Source organism: Streptomyces sp. NPDC100445, assembly GCF_044759735.1.
GTDB lineage: Bacteria > Actinomycetota > Actinomycetes > Streptomycetales > Streptomycetaceae > Streptomyces.
In genome coordinates this window covers 330,357-348,706 of sequence record NZ_JBIVZV010000008.1, presented here as the reverse complement: position 1 = coordinate 348,706, position 18,350 = coordinate 330,357, and the positions used below count along the sequence as shown (strand labels likewise).

General features: G+C 72.8%; 16 protein-coding genes and 1 tRNA gene. 7 read left to right on the top strand and 10 right to left on the bottom strand.

From position 1 onward, the window contains the following. Window positions 1-88: 88 nt before the first annotated feature. Genes ACIQVT_RS21275 through ACIQVT_RS21260 form a run of 4 tightly spaced genes read right to left on the bottom strand, consistent with a single transcriptional unit; the run spans window position 89 to window position 4,650 of the window. On the bottom strand, window positions 89-1,453 hold the full coding sequence (locus ACIQVT_RS21275; RefSeq protein WP_403755783.1) for a GH1 family beta-glucosidase: 1,365 nt from the start codon (window positions 1,451-1,453) through the stop codon (window positions 89-91). A gap of 29 nt (window positions 1,454-1,482) precedes the next feature. Further along, entirely contained in the window at window positions 1,483-2,322 is an 840-nt protein-coding gene (locus tag ACIQVT_RS21270) for a carbohydrate ABC transporter permease (RefSeq protein ID WP_403755897.1), read from the bottom strand. Between the two features lie 13 nt (window positions 2,323-2,335). After that, the gene (locus ACIQVT_RS21265; protein WP_403755780.1) at window positions 2,336-3,328 is read right to left on the bottom strand and encodes a carbohydrate ABC transporter permease; all 993 of its coding nucleotides are present in this window, start codon (window positions 3,326-3,328) and stop codon (window positions 2,336-2,338) included. Between the two features lie 5 nt (window positions 3,329-3,333). After that, complete coding sequence (locus ACIQVT_RS21260) at window positions 3,334-4,650, bottom strand: ABC transporter substrate-binding protein (RefSeq protein ID WP_403755777.1); 1,317 nt, start codon at window positions 4,648-4,650, stop codon at window positions 3,334-3,336. A gap of 191 nt (window positions 4,651-4,841) precedes the next feature. On the opposite strand from ACIQVT_RS21260, the gene ACIQVT_RS21255 reads away from it, so the two are divergent. After that, window positions 4,842-6,131 carry an ROK family protein gene (locus tag ACIQVT_RS21255; protein WP_403755774.1) on the top strand — a complete coding sequence of 430 codons (1,290 nt, stop codon included), beginning with the start codon at window positions 4,842-4,844 and terminating at the stop codon, window positions 6,129-6,131. A gap of 22 nt (window positions 6,132-6,153) precedes the next feature. Here the strand turns inward: ACIQVT_RS21255 and ACIQVT_RS21250 are convergent, their stop codons facing one another. Next, window positions 6,154-7,467 (bottom strand): MFS transporter, encoded by a 1,314-nt coding sequence (locus tag ACIQVT_RS21250; RefSeq protein ID WP_403755771.1) that lies wholly within the window; start codon window positions 7,465-7,467, stop codon window positions 6,154-6,156. Window positions 7,468-7,625: 158 nt separating this feature from the next. After that, the gene (locus tag ACIQVT_RS21245; RefSeq protein ID WP_403755768.1) at window positions 7,626-8,501 is read right to left on the bottom strand and encodes a class I SAM-dependent methyltransferase; all 876 of its coding nucleotides are present in this window, start codon (window positions 8,499-8,501) and stop codon (window positions 7,626-7,628) included. Window positions 8,502-8,617: 116 nt separating this feature from the next. On the opposite strand from ACIQVT_RS21245, the gene ACIQVT_RS21240 reads away from it, so the two are divergent. Together ACIQVT_RS21240 and ACIQVT_RS21235 are read left to right on the top strand one after the other, a co-directional pair. Then, window positions 8,618-9,043: a hypothetical protein gene (locus ACIQVT_RS21240; RefSeq protein WP_403755766.1), complete on the top strand. Its 426-nt coding sequence runs from the start codon at window positions 8,618-8,620 to the stop codon at window positions 9,041-9,043. 185 nt (window positions 9,044-9,228) lie between these two features. Beyond that, on the top strand, window positions 9,229-9,690 hold the full coding sequence (locus tag ACIQVT_RS21235; protein WP_403755763.1) for a pyridoxamine 5'-phosphate oxidase family protein: 462 nt from the start codon (window positions 9,229-9,231) through the stop codon (window positions 9,688-9,690). Between the two features lie 488 nt (window positions 9,691-10,178). Here ACIQVT_RS21235 and ACIQVT_RS21230 read toward each other — a convergent pair. Together ACIQVT_RS21230 and ACIQVT_RS21225 are read right to left on the bottom strand one after the other, a co-directional pair. Continuing rightward, window positions 10,179-10,266 (bottom strand) — tRNA-Leu (locus tag ACIQVT_RS21230). Window positions 10,267-10,469: 203 nt separating this feature from the next. Beyond that, on the bottom strand, window positions 10,470-11,417 hold the full coding sequence (locus tag ACIQVT_RS21225) for a beta-ketoacyl-ACP synthase III (protein ID WP_403755760.1): 948 nt from the start codon (window positions 11,415-11,417) through the stop codon (window positions 10,470-10,472). Window positions 11,418-11,751: 334 nt separating this feature from the next. Between ACIQVT_RS21225 and fdhD the strand changes: the two genes are divergently transcribed. Further along, window positions 11,752-12,609, top strand: coding sequence for a formate dehydrogenase accessory sulfurtransferase FdhD (gene fdhD / locus ACIQVT_RS21220; RefSeq protein WP_403755757.1), 858 nt, complete (start codon window positions 11,752-11,754; stop codon window positions 12,607-12,609). Between the two features lie 67 nt (window positions 12,610-12,676). On the opposite strand, the gene ACIQVT_RS21215 is transcribed toward fdhD, so the two are convergent. Then, complete coding sequence (locus tag ACIQVT_RS21215) at window positions 12,677-13,114, bottom strand: MarR family winged helix-turn-helix transcriptional regulator (protein ID WP_403755755.1); 438 nt, start codon at window positions 13,112-13,114, stop codon at window positions 12,677-12,679. Between the two features lie 121 nt (window positions 13,115-13,235). Here ACIQVT_RS21215 and ACIQVT_RS21210 point away from each other — a divergent pair, with 121 nt between their 5' ends. Both ACIQVT_RS21210 and ACIQVT_RS21205 read left to right on the top strand, forming a co-directional pair. Next, a complete protein-coding gene (locus tag ACIQVT_RS21210) occupies window positions 13,236-14,153 on the top strand; it encodes a zinc-binding alcohol dehydrogenase family protein (RefSeq protein ID WP_403755752.1) in 918 nt (305 codons plus the stop codon). Window positions 14,154-14,427: 274 nt separating this feature from the next. Further along, window positions 14,428-16,320 carry an exo-alpha-sialidase gene (locus tag ACIQVT_RS21205; protein WP_403755894.1) on the top strand — a complete coding sequence of 631 codons (1,893 nt, stop codon included), beginning with the start codon at window positions 14,428-14,430 and terminating at the stop codon, window positions 16,318-16,320. Here ACIQVT_RS21205 and ACIQVT_RS21200 read toward each other — a convergent pair. Then, the gene (locus ACIQVT_RS21200; RefSeq protein WP_403755749.1) at window positions 16,270-17,310 is read right to left on the bottom strand and encodes a bile acid:sodium symporter family protein; all 1,041 of its coding nucleotides are present in this window, start codon (window positions 17,308-17,310) and stop codon (window positions 16,270-16,272) included. The genes ACIQVT_RS21205 and ACIQVT_RS21200 overlap by 51 nt on opposite strands. A 146-nt stretch (window positions 17,311-17,456) precedes the next feature. On the opposite strand from ACIQVT_RS21200, the gene ACIQVT_RS21195 reads away from it, so the two are divergent. Further along, window positions 17,457-18,326, top strand: coding sequence for a LysR substrate-binding domain-containing protein (locus tag ACIQVT_RS21195; RefSeq protein ID WP_403755744.1), 870 nt, complete (start codon window positions 17,457-17,459; stop codon window positions 18,324-18,326). The last annotated feature ends 24 nt before the right edge of the window (window positions 18,327-18,350 follow it).

Sequence of the window (18,350 nt, the reverse complement as noted above, 5' to 3'; positions counted from 1 at the left end):
CGCGTACATGACAGTCCAGGGATGCTGCTGGTGTGGACCGGTGGACGCGGGTTCCCGTACCCGCGCCCACCGGCCGTCCGGGCCGGGCTCAGGCGGCCCGGCGTGCCCGGCCGCGGTGCACGCGGACGATGTCCGCGTACCGGTGTCCGCTGCCCTTGATCGTGCGCACCTGCGTGCGGTAGTCCACGTGGACCAGGCCGAACCGCTTGGCGTAGCCGTACGCCCACTCGAAGTTGTCCAGCAGCGACCAGGCGAAGTAACCCGCCAGCGGGGCCCCCTTGCGCGCCGCGGACGCGCACGCGGCGAGGTGCCGCTCCAGGTACTCCTGGCGCTCGGGGTCGTCCACGGTGCCGTCGGGGCGGACCACGTCCGGGTAGGCCGAGCCGTTCTCGGTCACGTAGATCTTCCGGGCGCCGTACTCCTCGGTGAGCCGCAGCAGCAGCGTCTCGATGCCGCCGGCGTCGATCTCCCAGTCCATGCCGGTGCGCGGCACGCCCGGGCGGCGCACGGAACGGGCCCGGGGGGCGGGGCCGTCGGGGTCGTCGACGATGTGGGCGGGGAAGTAGTAGTTCAGGCCCAGCCAGTCCAGCGGTGCCGCGATGGTCTCCAGGTCGCCCGGGCGGGTCGGGAGTTCGACGCCGTAGGTCTCGACCATGTCGGCCGGGAAGCCGCGGCCGTGCACCGGGTCCAGCCACCAGCGGTTGACGTGGCCGTCGTGGCGGCGCGCCGCCTCGTGGTCCTCCGGGCGGTCGCCGGCCGGGTGCACCGTGGACAGGTTGTTGACGATGCCCACCTCGGCGCCGGGCACGGCGGCACGGACCGCCTCGGTGGCGAGGCCGTGGCCGAGCAGCAGGTGGTACGAGGCCCGCACGGCGGCGGTGAGATCGGTCCAGCCCGGGGCCATCGTGCCCTCCAGGTGGCCGATCCAGGCCGAGCAGGACGGCTCGTTGAGGGTGGCCCACAGCTTGACGCGGTCACCGAGGCGGGCGGCGACGGTGGAGGAGTACTCGGCGAACGCGAGGGCGGTGTCGCGCTCCGGCCAGCCGCCGCGGTCCTGGAGCGCCTGCGGCAGGTCCCAGTGGTAGAGCGTGACCGAGGGGGTGATGCCGGCCTCCAGCAGGGCGTCCACCAGCCGGTCGTAGAAGGCGAGGCCCTTGGCGTTCACCTCGCCGGTGCCGCCGGGGACCACCCGCGGCCAGGCCACGGACATCCGGTAGGCGTTGACGCCGAGCCGGCGCATCAGGCCGATGTCCTCGCGCCAGCGGTGGTAGTGGTCGCAGGCGACGTCACCGGTGTCGCCGCCCGCGGTCCTCCCCGGGGTGTGCGAGAAGGTGTCCCAGATCGACGGGGATCTGCCGTCCTCGGCGACGGCCCCCTCGATCTGGTACGCCGCCGTGGCGGTGCCCCACAGGAAGTCGTGCGGGAGGGCGGCGAGGTCGATGCGTTCGGACACGGAAGTCCCTTCGGGAAACGGGGTGTGGGTCACTTGACGGCGCCCGCCGTCAGCCCGGCGACGAGATAGCGCTGCAAGAGCAGGAACCCGGCGACCACGGGCACGCTGACGACCAGCGAGGCCGCCATGATCTGGTTCCAGTAGACGTCGTTGAGGGTGGAGTAGCCCTGGAGGCCGACGGCGAGGGTGCGGGTGGTGTCGTTGGTCATGACGGACGCGAAGAGGACCTCTCCCCACGCGGTCATGAAGGCGTACACGGCGACCGCGACGATGCCGGGCACCGCGGCCGGCACGACCACCCTGAACAGGGCGCCGAGCGGGCCGCAGCCGTCCACGAGCGCCGCCTCGTCCAGGTCGCGCGGCACCGAGTCCAGGTAGCCGATCAGCATCCAGATGGAGAACGGCAGCGAGAAGGTGAGGTACGTCAGGATCAGCCCGCCGCGGGAGCCGAACAGGGCGATGCCGGTGGCGTTGCCGATGTTGACGTAGAGCAGGAACAGCGGCAGGAGGAAGAGGATGCCGGGGAACATCTGGGTCGACAGCACGGTGACCGTGAAGACCCGCTTGCCGCGGAAGTCGTAGCGGCTGACGGCGTAGGCCGCGAACACCGCGACGACGACCGAGCACAGCGTCGCCGCGCCCGCCACGATCAGCGAGTTCACGAAGTACCGGGCGAGCGGGACCGTCGACCAGATGTCGATGTACGGGCGGACGGTCAGCCCGCTGGGCAGCCAGCGGAACTTCCCGGTGACGTCCGCCAGGGGCTTCAGCGAGCTGGAGACCATCACGTACACCGGCACCAGCACGAAGGCGGTGAGCAGGGTGAGGAAGATCCGCCGCAGCCACACGAAGGAACGCGGCGCCGCCATCGGCGAGGTCGGGCTAGACATCGGTGGTCCTCCGTCCGCGCGAGGTGAGCAGCAGGTATCCGCCCGTCACGACGAGCAGGAACAGCAGCAGCAGGACGGACATGGCCGAGCCGGTGCCGAAGTTCCAGGTGACGAAGGAGGCCTGGTAGATGTGGACCGAGATCAGGTCGGCGGCCTCCGGGGCGGACTTGCCGAACAGCACGTACGGCGTGTTGAAGTCGTTGAACGTCCACAGGAACAGCACCAGCACCAGCACCTGGTTGACCGGGCGCAGCGACGGCAGGGTGATGCGGCGGATCTGCTGCCAGACGCCCGCGCCGTCGAGGGCGGCGGCCTCGTACAGCTCGCCGGGGATGTTCTGGAGGCCGGCCGTCACGATGAGGAAGGCGAACGGCCAGCCCTTCCACACGGACACGGTGAGCAGGGCGTAGAAGCTGTTGTCGCCGATGAGCCAGAACGACGGCTTGCCGGTGAGGTGCAGTTGGTCGTGCAGGACGTGGTTCACCAGGCCGTTGTCGTGCTGGAACATGAACACCCAGGTGATGACGGCCGCGTAGACGGGCAGCGCGTACGGCACCAGGAACAGGGCGCGCAGCAGGCCGCGGCCCCGGAAGGTGCCCTGCATGAAGATCGCGGCGGCGGTGCCGATCAGCCAGCACAGCGCGACCGACAGCAGGGTGAAGCCGACCGTGACGAGGAACGAGTGGAGCAGGGCCTCGCCGACGGGGGCGTCGAAGTCCACCGACATGCGGTAGTTGCCGAGGCCGGACCAGGGGGCGCCGCCCCAGTCACGGATGTAGAACTGGGTGAGCTCCTTGAAGCTCATCACGATGCCGATGACCATCGGCACCAGGTGGACGAGGAGTTCGAGGATCAGCGCGGGCAGGAGGAGCAGGTACGGCAGCGAGACGCGGCGCAGCCGCCCGGTGCGGCGCGGGACGCGCGCCGCACCGGGGGAGGCCTGCCGCACCGGTTCCTCGCGGGCGGTGGTGGTCGTGGTGGTCATCGCGTTCAGGCCGCCGGCATCTGCTGCTGGGCCTTCTCCAGCTTGGCCCGGACCGAGTCGGTGGTGACCGCGCGTCCGGCGGCCGCGTCGGCGAACAGGTCCTTCACGGCCGTACCGACCGCCGTCTCGAACTGCGACTCGGAGGCGACCTGCGGCAGCGGGGCGGCGCTGGTGGCGAGGGTCTGCTTGAGCACGGCGGTGGCCGGGGCGTTGAACGCCGGGTCGCCCTGGGCGCCCTTGACCGGCGGGATGGTGGTGTAGGCCTCGTTGAGAATCTTCTGCTCGGCGTCGCCGGTCATGAACTTCACGAACTTCGTGGCGCCGTCGAGGTTGTGGCTGTTCCGGAACACGGCGATGTTGATGCCGGCGACCATCGAGTTGGTCTGCGCGCCCGTGCCGGGGGTGCCGGAGCGGACGGGCACGGGGGCGACGCCGTAGGCGTCCTCGCTCATGCCCTGGCTCTTGAGGTTGGCGGCGGCGGTCTGCCACAGCAGCATGGCCTGCTTGCCCTTGGCGAAGTCGCTGACGGACTGGTTCTGCGCGTACTCCGCGTCGCCGGTGGGGACGACCTTGTCCTTGGCCATCAGGTCGACGTACTCCTTGACCGCGTCGACGACCTTGGCGTCGGTGAAGGCCGGCTTGCCCTCGGGGGTGAAGAAGTCGGCGCCGTGCTGCTTGGCGAAGACGAAGACGTGGTGGATGTTCTCCGAGACGTTGGCGCCCTCGGCGCCGAGCACGGACTTGCCCCTGGCCTTGATCTTCTTGCCGTCGGCGACCAGTTCGTCCCAGGTGGCCGGGGGCTTGGAGATGCCGGCGTCGGCGAAGATCTTCTTGTTGTAGTAGAGCGCGTACGCCATCGAGTACAGCGGTACGGCCGCCGGGTCCTTGCCGGTCGCGCCGGTCGAACCGAGGGCGGAGTCGACGAAGCGGTCCCGCCCGCCGATCTTGTCGAAGTTCTTCGCGTCCCACGGCAGCAGCGCGCCCGTCGCCTGGAGGGAGGCGCTCCAGGTGTTGCCGATGTTCAGCACGTCCGGGCCCTGGCCCGACGTGGTCGCGGTGAGAATCCGGTTGAGCAGGTCGGACCAGGGCACGACCTCCAGCTTGACCTTGATCCCGGTCTGCTTCTGGAATTTGTCGAGTTCGGGCTGGAGGACCTTCTTGTCCACCGCGATGCTGGCGCCCTGGTTGGTGGCCCAGTAGGTCAACGTCTTCGGCGAGTCGCCGGATCCCCCGCCGCTGGACGAACCGCCGCCGCAGGCCGTGGCCGCGAGGGCGAGAGACATGGTGACGGCGCCTACGGCCGCGGCTCGGATGCTGCGCATGGCTCCTGGTGTCCCTTTCCGGGGTCGAACCCAGAGGCTGCTCGCGGCGGTCGGCACCCCGTCCGGCACCCCGAGCCCCTCATGGCTTAATTTAGGACGTGAGTTAAACCTCAAGAGAAACGCTCGTCAAGGGATGCGGCAGCGACGGCCGGCCCGGCGGGCCCCGAAAACACGCGAAACAGGGAGGCCAAGTGGCGGGACGGGCTGGCCGTACGGTGCGTGACCTGCGGCGGGAGAGCCGCAGCTCCGTTCTGCAACGGTTGTATTTCGACGGGCCGATGAGCCGCCACGCGCTGGGTCCGGCGACCGGGCTGAGTTCGGGTTCCATCAGCAACGTCGTGGCCGAGCTGCTCACCGACGGCCTGCTGGAGGAGGCGGGGATCGTCGGCGCGGACGCCGGGCGACCCCGTCGGCTGCTGCGCGTACGACCGGACAGCGGACGGCTGATCGGGGTCGACGTCGGCGAAACCCGGGTCCGGGTCGAGCTGTTCGACCTGGGCCTCACCGAACTGGCGCGCGCCGAAAGCTTGTTGGGGACGCGCGGGTACGACGTGAACGCCGTCGTCGGCCACGTCCACCAGGGCATCACCGAGGTGCTGCGGGCCTCCGAGGGCGCCCCCGGTGAACTGCTCGGCGTCGGCATCGGCGTCCCCGGCATCATCGAGGACACCGGGGAGGGTGGCACGGTCGTCCACGGCCAGACCATCGGCTGGGACGCGGTGCCACTGGAGCGGCTGCTCCGGCTCACCGGCCAACTGCCGCCGCAGGTGCCGTACTTCATCGACAACGGCGCCAAGACCCTCGGCCAGGCCGAGATGTGGTTCGGCGCGGGGCGCGGCGCCCGCAACGCCGTGGTGGTGCTCTTCGGCTCCGGGGTCGGCGCCTGCGTGGTCACCGAGGACGCGGACCAGGGCAGGGCGGTGGAATGGGGGCACCTCACCCTGCGGGTCGGCGGGCGCCGGTGCCGGTGCGGGGCGCGGGGCTGTCTGGAGGCGTACGCCGGCGCGGAGGCGCTGGTGGCACGCTGGCGGGAGGCGGGCGGACGGGCCTCCACCGGCGCCGGCGAGGAGCGGGCGCTGACCGAACTGCTGGCCGCGGCCCGCCCGGCCGGCGGGGCGGACCCCGACCCCCTGGCGGTGGCGGTGCTCGACGAGACGGCCCGCTACCTCGGTGCGGGCCTGTCCGACCTCATCAACCTCTTCCAGCCCGAACGGGTCCTCGTCGGCGGCTGGGCGGGCCTCCAGCTCGGCACCGCCTTCCTGGAACAGGTCCGCGCGCACGCCCTCGCGCAGGCCCTGCGCTTCCCCGCGGGCCGTACCCGCATCGAACTGGGCCGGCTGGGCCCGGACGCGGTCACCGTGGGCGCGGCGGTCCTCCCCCTGGCCGCGTTCCTCACCCGAGGCGGCCACCGCCCCGGCCCCACGCCCTCCCGAACGACCCCACCGACGTGGCGAGCGGGCCTGGAGAGCCGGTTGGTCTGACAACGGGTACGGGGACGCAACCTCACGACGGGGAGTCCCCGGGCACGCGCCCGCCGTTCTCCGGATCGGGGAGCGGGGGCGGCGGGACGGCGCGGGCCGTGCGGACCGTGCGGGCGGCGCGACGGCCGCGCAGGTCCGCCGTGGTGAGGCCCACCACGGCCACGGCGCCGAGGCAGAGCAGGCCACCGCTGACGAGGGCCGCCGTTCCCGAGGTGGCGTCCGCGACGAGGCCGCCGCGCATGTTGCCGAGGTCGGGTCCGGCCTGCCCGACGATCTGTTCGGCCGCGCCGACACGGCCGAGCAGCGCGTCCGGGGTGTGCGTCTGCACGACGGTGCCGCGGGAGACGACGGAGACGGTGTCGGCGGCACCGGCCAGGACGAGGAGGGCCAGGGCGGCGCACGGGCCGGGTGCCACGCCGAGCAGCGTCAGCGCCGCGCCCCAGGTGGCGGATCCGGCGAGCATGACCAGCCCGGGGCGGGGGCTGCGGGTGAACGTGCCGGAGAAGAGCGAGGCGGCGACCCCGCCGACGGCGATGGCCGTGAGGAACAGTCCGAGGGCGCGCGGATCGCCACCGAACCGTTCGGCGACGATCAGGGGGAAGAGGCTGACGGGCATCGACAGCACGGTGGTGGCCAGGTCGGTGAGCAGGGCGCCGCGGACGGCGGGGGTACGGGCCAGGAAGGCCAGGCCGTCCAGCACTCCACGTAGGCCGGGCCGCGCGGGCTCGTCCCCCGGGCTCGTCCGGGGCAGGCCGGCGGCACCGTGGAGGGCGGCGACGAACGTCAGGGCGTCGATCAGGTAGCAGGCGCCGGCTCCGAAACCGCTGACGATCAGTCCGGCGAGGGCGGGACCGAGCAGCATGGCGCCCTGGAAGGCGATCCGGCGCAGCGCCAGTCCCGCGGCCAGCTGATGCCGGGGCAGCAGGTGCGGGACGAAGGTGCGCGAGGCCGGGCCGGCGCCCGCGACGAAGAAGGACTGGAGGGCCAGCAGCCCGAGCACGCCGGCGGCGGGCAGGTGCCCGAGGAACGCCTGGAGCGCCAGGAGCAGTGAGCACAGGGCTTCTCCGCCGGTGGTGAGCAGGTAGAACCTGCGGCGGTCCACTCGGTCGACGAGCGATCCGGCGAACAGTCCGAGCGCGACGAGCGGGATCGCCTGCGCCAGCCCGACGGCGCCCGTCCAGGTGGTGGACTCCGTCATCCGCCAGACCTGGACCAGCACGGCGACGAGCGTCATCTGACTGCCGAGGGCGGACAGCGACTGCCCGGCCCACAACCGCCGGAACGGCGGGGAGGTCCTGAGCGGGGTCAGGTCGATCAGCGCGTGCCCGAACCTCACGGGAGGTCCGCCGGACGGCCGACGACGGTCCGCACCCGGCCCGAGGCACGTACGGCGGCGGCCCGGCGGCTGCGCGCGGCCCGCGCGCACCGGACCGGCTCGGCGGGTTCCACGAGCGGGACCGGCCCCCGGTCGGGGCGCCCCGGCCTCTCCACGCCTCAGTCCTGCCGGGCGACGGCGACGCGGCCCGAGCGCAGCGACATGACGCCCCGCGCGCCGACCTCCAGGCGCTCGGCGACGGTCAGGAGGTCTTCGTCCGAGACGACCCGCAGCCCGTGTTCGGCGAGGAGGGCCGCCATCGCCCGCGGCTTCCACAGGGACCGCCACGGCTCGGCCGCCGTGAGGGAACTGTTCAGGACCCGCGCGATCAGGCGGCCCGCGGCCGCCTTCGCCGAGGGGCTCTGGTAGTTGAGGACCAGCGTGCTCCCGGGCGCGGAACGGCCGGTGATCGCGCGCACCGCGGCGCGCACCTCGGCGGGTGCCAGATACGGGATGACGCCCTCCCACAGCCAGGTCGTCGGGACGGACGCGTCGTGGCCGGCGGCCCGGAGCGCGCCGCCCAGGTCGTCCGCGGCGAAGTCGACGGGGGTGAAGGTCACCGAACGGGCCAGGACGGCCGGGGTGCCCGCCTCGGCCAGTCGTTGCTGTTTGTCCCGCTGGGAGGCCGGGTGGTCGACCTCCCACACGTCGGTCTCCGCGAGTTCCGGCAACCGCCACGCGCGGGAGTCCAGTCCGGCGCCGAGCACGACCAGTTGAGGCGCCCGGTGGCCGCGCACGGCGTCGTCGATCGCGACCGTGCGGGGCACCAGGACCTCCGCGCAGGCCCGCACGCCTTCATACGCCGTACGCGCCGCCCAGCCCCGGGGTGGGGTGCCCGCGCGCACCTCGTCCACGGGGATCCGCTCCGGGGGCCGCAGCAGCCGCACCGCCACCGCGTCCGCGAACCGGCCCGCCCCGAGCCGGCCGTCCGCTGCGGCACGCCCTTGGCAGACCAGGACCGCCGTACGGCTCGCCGTGCGTTCACCACCACTCATGAACGGCAGTTAATACCACCGTTGTCGGCGGTCGCGCGACATCTCGGCCACCCCCAGAGGAGTTGAACATGTTCAAAAACAGTGGGAGCATCGTCCTGACTTCACCGGAGGTAAGGATGAGGCACGAAACGACGCGTCCGGAGACGCCGGCCCCGAAGCTGTCCGCGGGGCTCGTCCCGGCCTGCCTGATGTGGGCGGCGGTGACCGCGTCCGCCCCCTGGCTGCCGAGCGCGGCGCACATCCTGGATCTGACGGGCGCCGCCCTCATGCTGAGCATGCTGGTGTGCGGCCCCGTCCCGTCCGCGTTGCTGGGGGCCACCCTCGGACGCGCCGGTGCCTGCCGGCTGCTGGCGGTGTGCGGCGCCCTGGGACCGCTCCTCTGGATCACCGACTTCACGGCCCTGGCCGCTCCCGACGTCCATGCGCCGGACGTGACGACCGTCGTCCTCGCGACCGCCCTCGCCGTGCTGTTCGTCAGCGCCCCGCTCCTCGGCGGCGCGCTGGCGGGCTGGACCCGCACCGGTCCACGCGCGGCCCGCTGAGACCGCGTTCTGGATCTGCCGACCAGCTCGCCGGGACCGGCCTCCGGCCACTGATCACTCCAGGTGGCCACGCTGAGCTCCCCGGTTGGCCGTCTCCGCGTCAGAGGCCGAGGGGTTCATCGGTCGCCGGGAGTAGGTCCCTCGCCCCATGCGCGCTCTGAGCCTGCTGGCTAGGGTCGGGACTCATGCGGACCACGGCGATTGTTCGCCGCCGAACGGCGGAGCGTAGACGCGACACTCTGGAACGGCTTGTCACCGAGCGGGATGTATGGGTGTCGACAGCACATCCTGATCACGGGCCGCACCAGGTGCCGCTGTGGTTCTTGTGGGATGGGCGAGCAGTGTGGATTTGCACCAGTGCCACCTCCGCGACTGCGCGGAACGTCCGCGAGGAGCCGCGTGTGCGCCTGGCGCTGCCCGACACTTTCAATGTGGTGCTTCTCCAGGGTGAGGCGGAGAGCTTCCTGGACCAGGATGTGCCCGAAGCCGCTGCGGAGGCGTTCACCGCCAAGTTCGGGTGGGACCCGCGTGCGGAGGAGAGTTCCTACCTGTATGTGCGCGTGGTGCCGAAAAGTGTGCGCGCTTGGCGCGGCGTACCGGAACTACGCGGCAGAGTCATCATGCGCGACGGGACGTGGCTGGAATAGTGGCCGTCCCCGGCCGACGCCCCGCTCCACATCGACCAGCGTCTCGTACAGCTGCGGCCCCGACAGCCCCTGCGGCCCGGACAAAGACAGCGGTGGCGGCGACGAAAGCGAGTGCTCGCCGGTCAGTTGCCCGCGTGACACAGGGCGGATCCGGGGGCGATCAATGCCTTCGCTGCCGCCAACCTGCGTCTGTACAGCGGGTTCGCCGAGCGGAAGCCGGATGAGGACTGGCTGAAGTCCACGGTCGCCGCGTGCGAGGCGTGGACCGGCCACCGTGGCGTCACGGCGTCATGAAATAGCACCCGCCATGGGAGCCCGCCATGTCCCAGAAGCCAGACGACCCCCACAGTGAACCTGTGGGGGGCCTTCTGCTTTTCCGGCTTGTTCGAGGACGGAGCGCGCCCCGCCCCCGGTACAAGCCGACTCGGCCTGTCATCCCTGGTCTGACCTGGAAAAGCCAAAAACCCCACATGAAGTGGGGTCTTCGCTGGTGTCCGAGGGGGGACTTGAACCCCCACGCCCGATAAAGGGCACTAGCACCTCAAGCTAGCGCGTCTGCCATTCCGCCACCCGGACCAGGTGTCTGCCGCCACGCCGGTGTGTTCCCCGCGGCGACATGGACAACAATACCAAGGTTTCGGAGTGCGTTTCACCTGCGTATCCGCACGCCGGACGGGGTGCCGGGCGGCCGGCCGGCGGTGGATCGCGGGGGTGCACGGTGTGCGAGATCCCGTGCACGGCAGGTGTTGGTGGCCGCGTGGGCCGGGGCTCCGGGGGCCTCAGGGGCAGCGGACGACCTGACCGGCGTACGACAGGTTGCCGCCGAAGCCGAACAGCAGTACCGGGTCGCCCGTGCGCAGCGCCCCCTGCTCGACGAGCTTGGAGAAGGCGAGCGGGATGCTGGCGGCGGAGGTGTTGCCGGACTCGGTGACATCGCGGGCGACCACCGCGTTGACGGCGCCGATCTTCTCGGCGAGCGGCTCGATGATCCGCAGGTTGGCCTGGTGCAGGACGACCCCGGCGAGGTCCCGGGGTGCCATCCCGGCCTTCTCGCAGGCCTGGCGGGCGATGGCCGGGAGGCGGGTGGTGGCCCACCGGTAGACGCTCTGCCCCTCTTGGGCGAACCGCGGCGGCGTGCCCTCGATCCGCACGGCGTGCCCCATCTCGGGCACCGACCCCCACAGCACGGGCCCGATCCCGGGCTCCTCCCCCGGCCGGGCGGCCTCGACCACGGCGGCCCCGGCGCCGTCGCCGACGAGGACGCAGGTGCTGCGGTCGGTCCAGTCGGTGACGTCGGACATCTTGTCGGCGCCGACGACCAGGGCACGGGTGGCCGCGCCGGCCCGGACGGTGTGGTCGGCGGTGGCGAGCGCGTGGGTGAACCCGGCGCACACCACGTTCACGTCCATCGCGGCGGGCCGCGGGATGCCGAGCCGGGCCGCGACGCGGGCGGCGGTGTTCGGGGAGCGGTCGATCGCGGTGGAGGTGGCGACGAGGACGAGGTCGATGTCGTGGGGGGCCAGGCCCGCCGCGGCGAGCGCCTTGGCGGCGGCGTGCGCGGCGAGTTCGTCGACGGGCTCGTCGGGGCCGGCGATGTGCCGGGTGCGGATGCCCACCCGGCTGCGGATCCACTCGTCACCGGTGTCGACCATGCCCGCCAGGTCGTCGTTGGTGAGCACCTTGGCGGGCTGGTAGTGACCGATGGCGGCGATGCGCGAGCCGTTCATGCAGGGGATCCCCTCGTTGCCGGGTAGCGGGATCCTTCAGTCTGAACAGTGACTCACGGGTACGACGGCAGGTGAAGTCACAGGAATCGGGCGCCGGGATTGTCGGCTCCGGTCAGACCGTCGGACGCGCGAGCGCCGTTCCGGGCGGGCGGGGGGAGGGGAGGACTCCGGCCATCAGGGGTACCGGGTGTACGGGGGCGGGGCCGCACGTCCGCCCTTCGTGTGCAGGACAATGAGACGGTGAAGGTCGCCCCGCCGTACGACGGCCCGGTGACCCACGGTTGCGCCAGGGCCGATCCGGCCGCCATGTACCGAACCCGGGGCTGATCAGAACATGGGACGAGTCACGGAACGACGCAGGGTCCTCCGCATCCGGGACGGGGCGGTGTCCGCCCGGCCGGACACGCTGGTCGCGGAGGAGCCCCTGGAGATCCGGCTGAACGGCAAGCCGCTCGCCATCACCATGCGCACCCCGGGCGACGACTTCGCGCTGGCGGCGGGGTTCCTGGTGAGCGAGGGCGTCCTGGCCTCGGCGGCCGACCTCCAGAACATCGTCTACTGCGCGGGGGCCACCGGGGAGGGGGGCGCGAACACCTACAACGTGGTGGACGTGCGCACCGCGCCGGGCGTCACCCTGCCGGACTTCTCCCTGGAGCGGAACGTCTACACGTCGTCCTCGTGCGGCCTGTGCGGCAAGGCCAGCCTGGACGCCGTCCGCACGACCACGCGGTGGCCGATCGCGGACACTCCCCCGCTGCGGGTCACGCCCGCGCTGCTGGCGGAGCTTCCCGACCGGCTGCGCGCGGCCCAGCGGGTGTTCGACCGCACCGGCGGCCTGCACGCGGCCGCCCTGTTCGACGAGGACGGGGAGCTGCTGGACACCCGGGAGGACGTGGGCCGGCACAACGCGGTCGACAAGCTGGTCGGCCGGGCGCTCCAGCAGGACGGTCTGCCGCTGTCCCGGACGATCCTCATGGTGTCGGGCCGGGCCTCGTTCGAGCTGGCGCAGAAGGCGGTGATGGCGGGCATACCGGTGCTGGCGGCGGTGTCCGCGCCGTCCTCGCTGGCGGTGGACCTGGCGACGGAGACCGGTCTGACGCTGGTCGGCTTCCTGCGGGGCACTTCGATGAACGTGTACGCGGGCGAGCACCGCCTCGTCCTGCGGGAGAGCGAGGCCGCCGCCCGCGGCTGACCGTGTCACCGGGGACGGGCCGGCCGCGGCCGACCCGTCCCCGCCACCCCGATGCAACCGTCGGCCGTCAGCCGTCCGTGCCGGAGATCCTGGTCAGCAGGGCCATGAACCGCTCGCGTTCGGCGGGCGTCAGCGGGGCGAGCAGGGCGTCGTTGGCCTCGCGGGCGGCCTTCTCGCAGCGTACGAGGAGACGGGCGCCGTCCTCGGTGAGGGAGACGGCGTTCTTGCGCCGGTCGCGGGGGTCGGGGGCGCGGTCGACCAGGCCGCCGGACTGGAGGTCGTTCAGGATGCCGACGACGTCCTTGGGGTCGAGGCTCACGGCGCGGCCGAGGTCGGCCTGGGCGACGGGGGCGAGGTCGCGTACGGCGGAGAGGACGACGTGGTGCCACATCCGCAGGCCCTCGGCGGCCAGGGCGTCGGCGACCAGGGCACGGCCCCGCGCGGCGGCCCGGCCGAGCAGCCAGCTGGGGAGGGAGCGGATCGCGGGCAGGGATGCTTCGGCCATGTCGGGAGCCTAGCCGAAGAATCGTTGGACATACCCATGAACCTTCCTTATCGTTGGGACTCCCCACGATTTCGTGGGTGTTCCCAACGGTCGGCCGGGTGTGCCCGGCGATGGAGGTGCGATGCGTCGCGTCCGGTACGAAGCCACCGGCGGCCCCCTGTTCCTGGAGGAGGTGCCCGTGCCGGAACCCGCACCCGGAGAGGTGCTGGTTCACTGCGCGGCCGTCGGTGTCACCCTGCCGACGGTCCGGAAGGTCACCGAGGCCGCGGAGCCGGTGCCGCTGGGCGGTGAGATCGCCGGCGAGGTGGTGGCGGCCGGCGCCGGCGTGACCCGGTTCCGGCCCGGCGACCGGGTGACCGGACTGTGTTTCGGCCACGGGTACGCCGACTTCGCGGTCCTGCGCGAGGAGATGGCGTCCCCGGTACCGGAGGGCGCGGACGAGGTGACCGCGGTCGCGCTGGTGCGCGCCGGCCTGGTGGCGCTCGGGGCACTGGACGCCGCACGGCTCACGCCCGGGGAGTCGGTCCTGGTGACGGCGGCGGCCAGCGGGGTCGGGCACCTCGCGGTCCAGCTGGCGCGGGCCCGGGGCGCGGGCCGCGTGGTCGGGGCCGTGTCCGCGCCGGACAAGACGGAGTTCGTCCGGTCGCTGGGCGCGGACGACTGCGTCCGGTACGGCGACGACGGCTGGGCCGACCCCGTCGACTGCGTGCTGGACGCCGTGGGCGGCGACCTGCTCGCCCCGGCGCTGGCCGCGCTCGCTCCGCACGGCCGCCTGGTCGCCTACAGCTCGGGCGGTGGCACGATCCGGGCGTACGACCTGCTGGTGGGAGCGAAGTCGGTGATCGGCTTCCAGATGGCGTTGATCGCCCGCGGCCGGCCCGAGCTGTACGAGCGGTGGCGGCGCGAATTGTGGCGGCTGTACGTGGAGGGCGCCGTACGGCCCGCCGTGCACGGGGAGTTCGCCCTGGCGGACGCGGCACGGGCGCACGAGGCGATCACCACCCGGGCCAACCTCGGCAAGGTCGTCCTGCGTCCGTGAGTGCCCGCTCACTCCTTGTGGGGCGCCGTGCCCCCAACTACCTTCTAGGGGACGCACGTTGGACGTGGGATGTCCGGACGTCCAGTTGTCCGGCCGACGAAGGGCAGGTCGCTCCGTGCCGTCAGGACTCCGCACCCGCCTGAGATCCGTCACGCGTCTCAGAGCCGCTACCCGTCTCGGATCCGTCACCGGCCTCGGATCCGTCACCCGCCTGAGATCCGTCACCCGGCTCAGATCCGCCCCCCGTCTTGGATTCGCCACCCGCCTCAGATTCCTGACCCGCCCGAGTTCCGTAACCCGCCGCCCGAGATCCGCCCCCCGGCTCACATCCCTCCTGGCCACCGCCCTCCTCACCACCGGCGCGCTACTGGTCCCGCTCCCCCCTGCGCAGGCGCGACCCGGCGGCGGTGGGCCCCTGTTCGAGCAGCAGACGCTGTTCCGGGCCTCGCAGGACCCTGGGTACGCCTGCTTCCGTATCCCGGCGGTCGTGCGGGCGGTCGACGGCACGCTGTTGGCGTTCGCCGAGGGCCGGGTGCTCACCTGCGGGGACGCGGCCGACATCGACATCGTGCTCAAGCGGTCCACCGACGGCGGGCGCACCTGGGGCCCGCTGCTGGTGGTCGACGAGGGGGCCGGTGACACCCACGGCAACCCCGCGCCCGTCGTGGACCGCTCCACCGGCCGCATCTGGCTGGCGGAGACCTACAACACGGGCCGTACGGACGGCGCCGGCTGCTCGGTGCCGTGCGACCGCACCCCCCATCTGCGGTACAGCGACGACACGGGCCGGACCTGGTCGCCGGCGCGGGACCTGAGCCCGGAGATCCTGCCCGCCGACTGGAACTCCTGGTACGCCACCGGGCCGGTGCACGGCATCCAGCTGACCCGCGGCCGGTACGCGGGCCGCCTGGTGTTCGGAGTCAACACCGAGACGTGGGACGGCAGCCGGGTGAGCGCCAACCACGCGGCGCTGGTCGTCAGCGACGACCACGGGGAGCACTGGCGGATCGGCGCCACCGACACCTGGCCGGTCGCCGCCGACGGCACCTTCCGGCAGAAGCCCTCCGAACTGACCCTGGCGGAGCGCGAGGACGGTTCGGTCCTGGTCAGCGGCCGCGAACAGGACGGCACCGACCTCGGTCACCGCACGCAGGCCGTCAGCCGCGACGGCGGCGGCAGCTTCACCGCGCCCTTCCGTGCCCTGCCCGGCCTGTACGCCCCGCAGGTGCAGGGCTCGCTGCTGCGCCTGGGCGACCGCCTGCTGCTGGCCTGCCCCGGCGACCCCGACCGGCGCCGCACGATGATGATCCGCTCCTCCTACGACGGCGGGCGGACCTGGGAGGCCGTGGACCGCGGCACGGTGGTCACGACCGACTGGTCGGGCTACTCCGACCTGGTGCGCGTCGATTCCGGGACGGTCGGCCTGCTCTACGAGGGCGGTGCGGTGGACGCCCGGGACGAGATCCGTTTCGCCCGCTTCACCGAGGACTGGCTCGCGCCGCGCCGGGGCCCCGACCCGGTGACCGCCGACCGTGCCCGGCACGCCCGCCCGGCCGCGGTGCTCGGCGGCGCGGAGGAGACGGACGGGGTGGACGGGGGCGCGCTGGAGTTCGACGGCACCGACGACGCCGTACGCCTGCCGTACCGCCCGTCGCTGCCCCTGGGCGAGGAGGACTTCACGGCGTCGCTGTGGTTCCGGTACTCGGCGACGGCCGGGGAGCAGCCGATGCTGTGGATGGGCGGCATCGGCACCAGTCAGCCGCAGGTGTGGCTGCGCGGCGAACCGGCGAACCACCGGCTCCAGGGGCTGGTCACCGCGCGGGACGGGGCGGGGCCGCCGCGGACCGCGTACGTGCGCACGGACAGCGCGTACAACGACGGCCGGTGGCACCACGCCGTGCTCCGGCGGGGCGCCGGCCGGCTGTCGCTGGCGGTCGACGGCGCCGGGCCGGACACCGCCGATCCGCCGGGTTCCGTCAGCCGCTACTCGCCCTTCGGCATCCACCTCGGTCAGCGCATGGACGGCCGCGCCTTCTTCGCCGGTGCGCTGGACGAGGTCCGCGTCTGGGACCGGGCGCTGACCGACGCGGAGCTGGCGGACCCGCGGGTGCTGCGCTCAGCGCGGGACACGGTCCTGTGGCTGCCGCTGGACACCGTGAACGGGTGACTCCCCGGCCGGGTCCGCGCCCGCCTCGGGGTCGCGGGCCCGGCGCTTGGCGATGACGGCGCACACCATCAGCTGCATCTGGTGGAAGAGCATCAGCGGCAGGACGGCCAGGGAGGCGTGCGCGCCGAACAGGACGCTCGCCATGGGCAGCCCGGAGGCCAGGGACTTCTTCGACCCGGCGAACTGGAGGGCGATCCGGTCCGCGCGGCCGAAACCGAGCAGCCGGCCGCCGTACCAGGTCAGGGCCAGCATCACCGCCAGCAGGACGGCCTCGACGGCGAGCAGCGCGGCCAGCCGCACGGCGCTGACCTGGTGCCAGACGCCCTGGGTGACGCCCTCGCTGAACGCGGTGTAGACGACCAGCAGGATGGAGCCCCGGTCGACGAGCCCGAGGACCCTTCTGTGCCGGGTGACGAAGTCCCCGACCCAGCGCCGCAGCAGCTGTCCGGCGAGGAACGGCACCAGGAGCTGGCCCACGATCTTCACCAGCGAGTCGGCGGAGAACCCGGCGTCGCCGCCGAGCAGCCCCGCCACGAGCAGCGGGGTGAGGACGATGCCGGCGAGGGAGGAGAAGGAGCCTGCGCAGATCGCCGCGGGCACGTTGCCACGGGCCATGGAGGTGAACGCGATCGATGACTGGATGGTGGACGGCACCAGCGTCAGGAACAGCAGGCCCTGGTAGAGCGGCTGGCTCAGTACGGCCGGCACGAGCCCCCGCGCGGCCAGCCCGAACACCGGGAAGACGACGAAGGTGCAGGTAAGGACGGTGAGGTGGAACCGCCAGTGGGTGAGTCCGGTCAGCGCCTCCCGGGTGGAGAGCCGGGCGCCGTACAGGAAGAACAGGAAGGCGATCGCGGCCGTGGAGGCGCCGGAGGCGACGTCCGCGCCGGTGCCGCGGGCCGGGAGCAGCGCGGCGAGGCCGACCGTCCCGAGCAGCAGCACGATGTACGGGTCGATCGGCATCCAGGTCGGCCAGCGCAGGCGATTCACGGTGCTCCGGTGTGCTGTGCGGGTGTCGTCGGGTCCCGGGCGCGCGGGACCCCTCCTCCATCGTGCCCCCGGGGCCGCCGATCGGGAAAGGCGCACACCACTCTGACAGTCATCACGATCCGTGATGATGGCGGTAGGCTCGGGTGGTGTACGAACCGACGCAGTTGCGCAGTTTCCTGGCGGTCGCCCAGACGCTCAGCTTCACCCAGGCGGCCCGGCGGCTGGGGCTGCGTCAGTCCACGGTGAGCCAGCACGTCCGCCGATTGGAGGACGCGGCCGGCCGGCAGCTGTTCTCGCGGGACACGCACGCGGTGGAGCTGACCGGGGACGGTGAAGCGATGCTCGGCTTCGCCCGCCGCATCCTGGCCGTGCACGAACAGGCGACGGCGTTCTTCACCGGCACGCGCCTCGGGGGCCGGCTGCGGTTCGGTGCCTCGGAGGACTTCGTGCTGACCCGGCTGCCGGAGATCCTGGAGTCCTTCCGCGAGGACCACCCGGAGGTCGACCTGGAGCTGACGGTGGAACTGTCCGGCACCCTGCACGAGCGGCTGGCCGCCGGGAAGCTGGACCTGGTGCTGGCCAAGCGGCGGCCGGAGGACACCCGCGGCACGCTGGTGTGGCGCGACGACCTGGTGTGGATCGGCGCCGAGCGGCTGCGCCTGGACGCCGACCGGCCGGTCCCGCTGATCGTGTACCCGCCGCCGGGCCTCACCCGGGCCCGTGCGCTGGAGGTGCTGGAGCGTCACGGCCGGCCGTGGCGGATCGTGTGCACGAGCGGCAGCCTCAACGGGCTCGTCGCCGCGGCCCGGGCCGGCCTGGGGGTGATGGCCCACTCCCGGCGGCTGATCCCGCCCGGCCTGTTGCGGCTGCCCGAACGCTCGGGCCTGCCCGAGCTGGGGAAGGTGGACTTCGTCCTGGCCCACGGCAGTCACCGGGGGGCGACCGAGGGCGCGGCGAACGCCCTGGCGGCGGCGGTGCTGGCGGGCGGCGAACGGCTGGGGCGGCGGGACGGGTGACGGCGCGGTCCGGCCGCGGCGGAC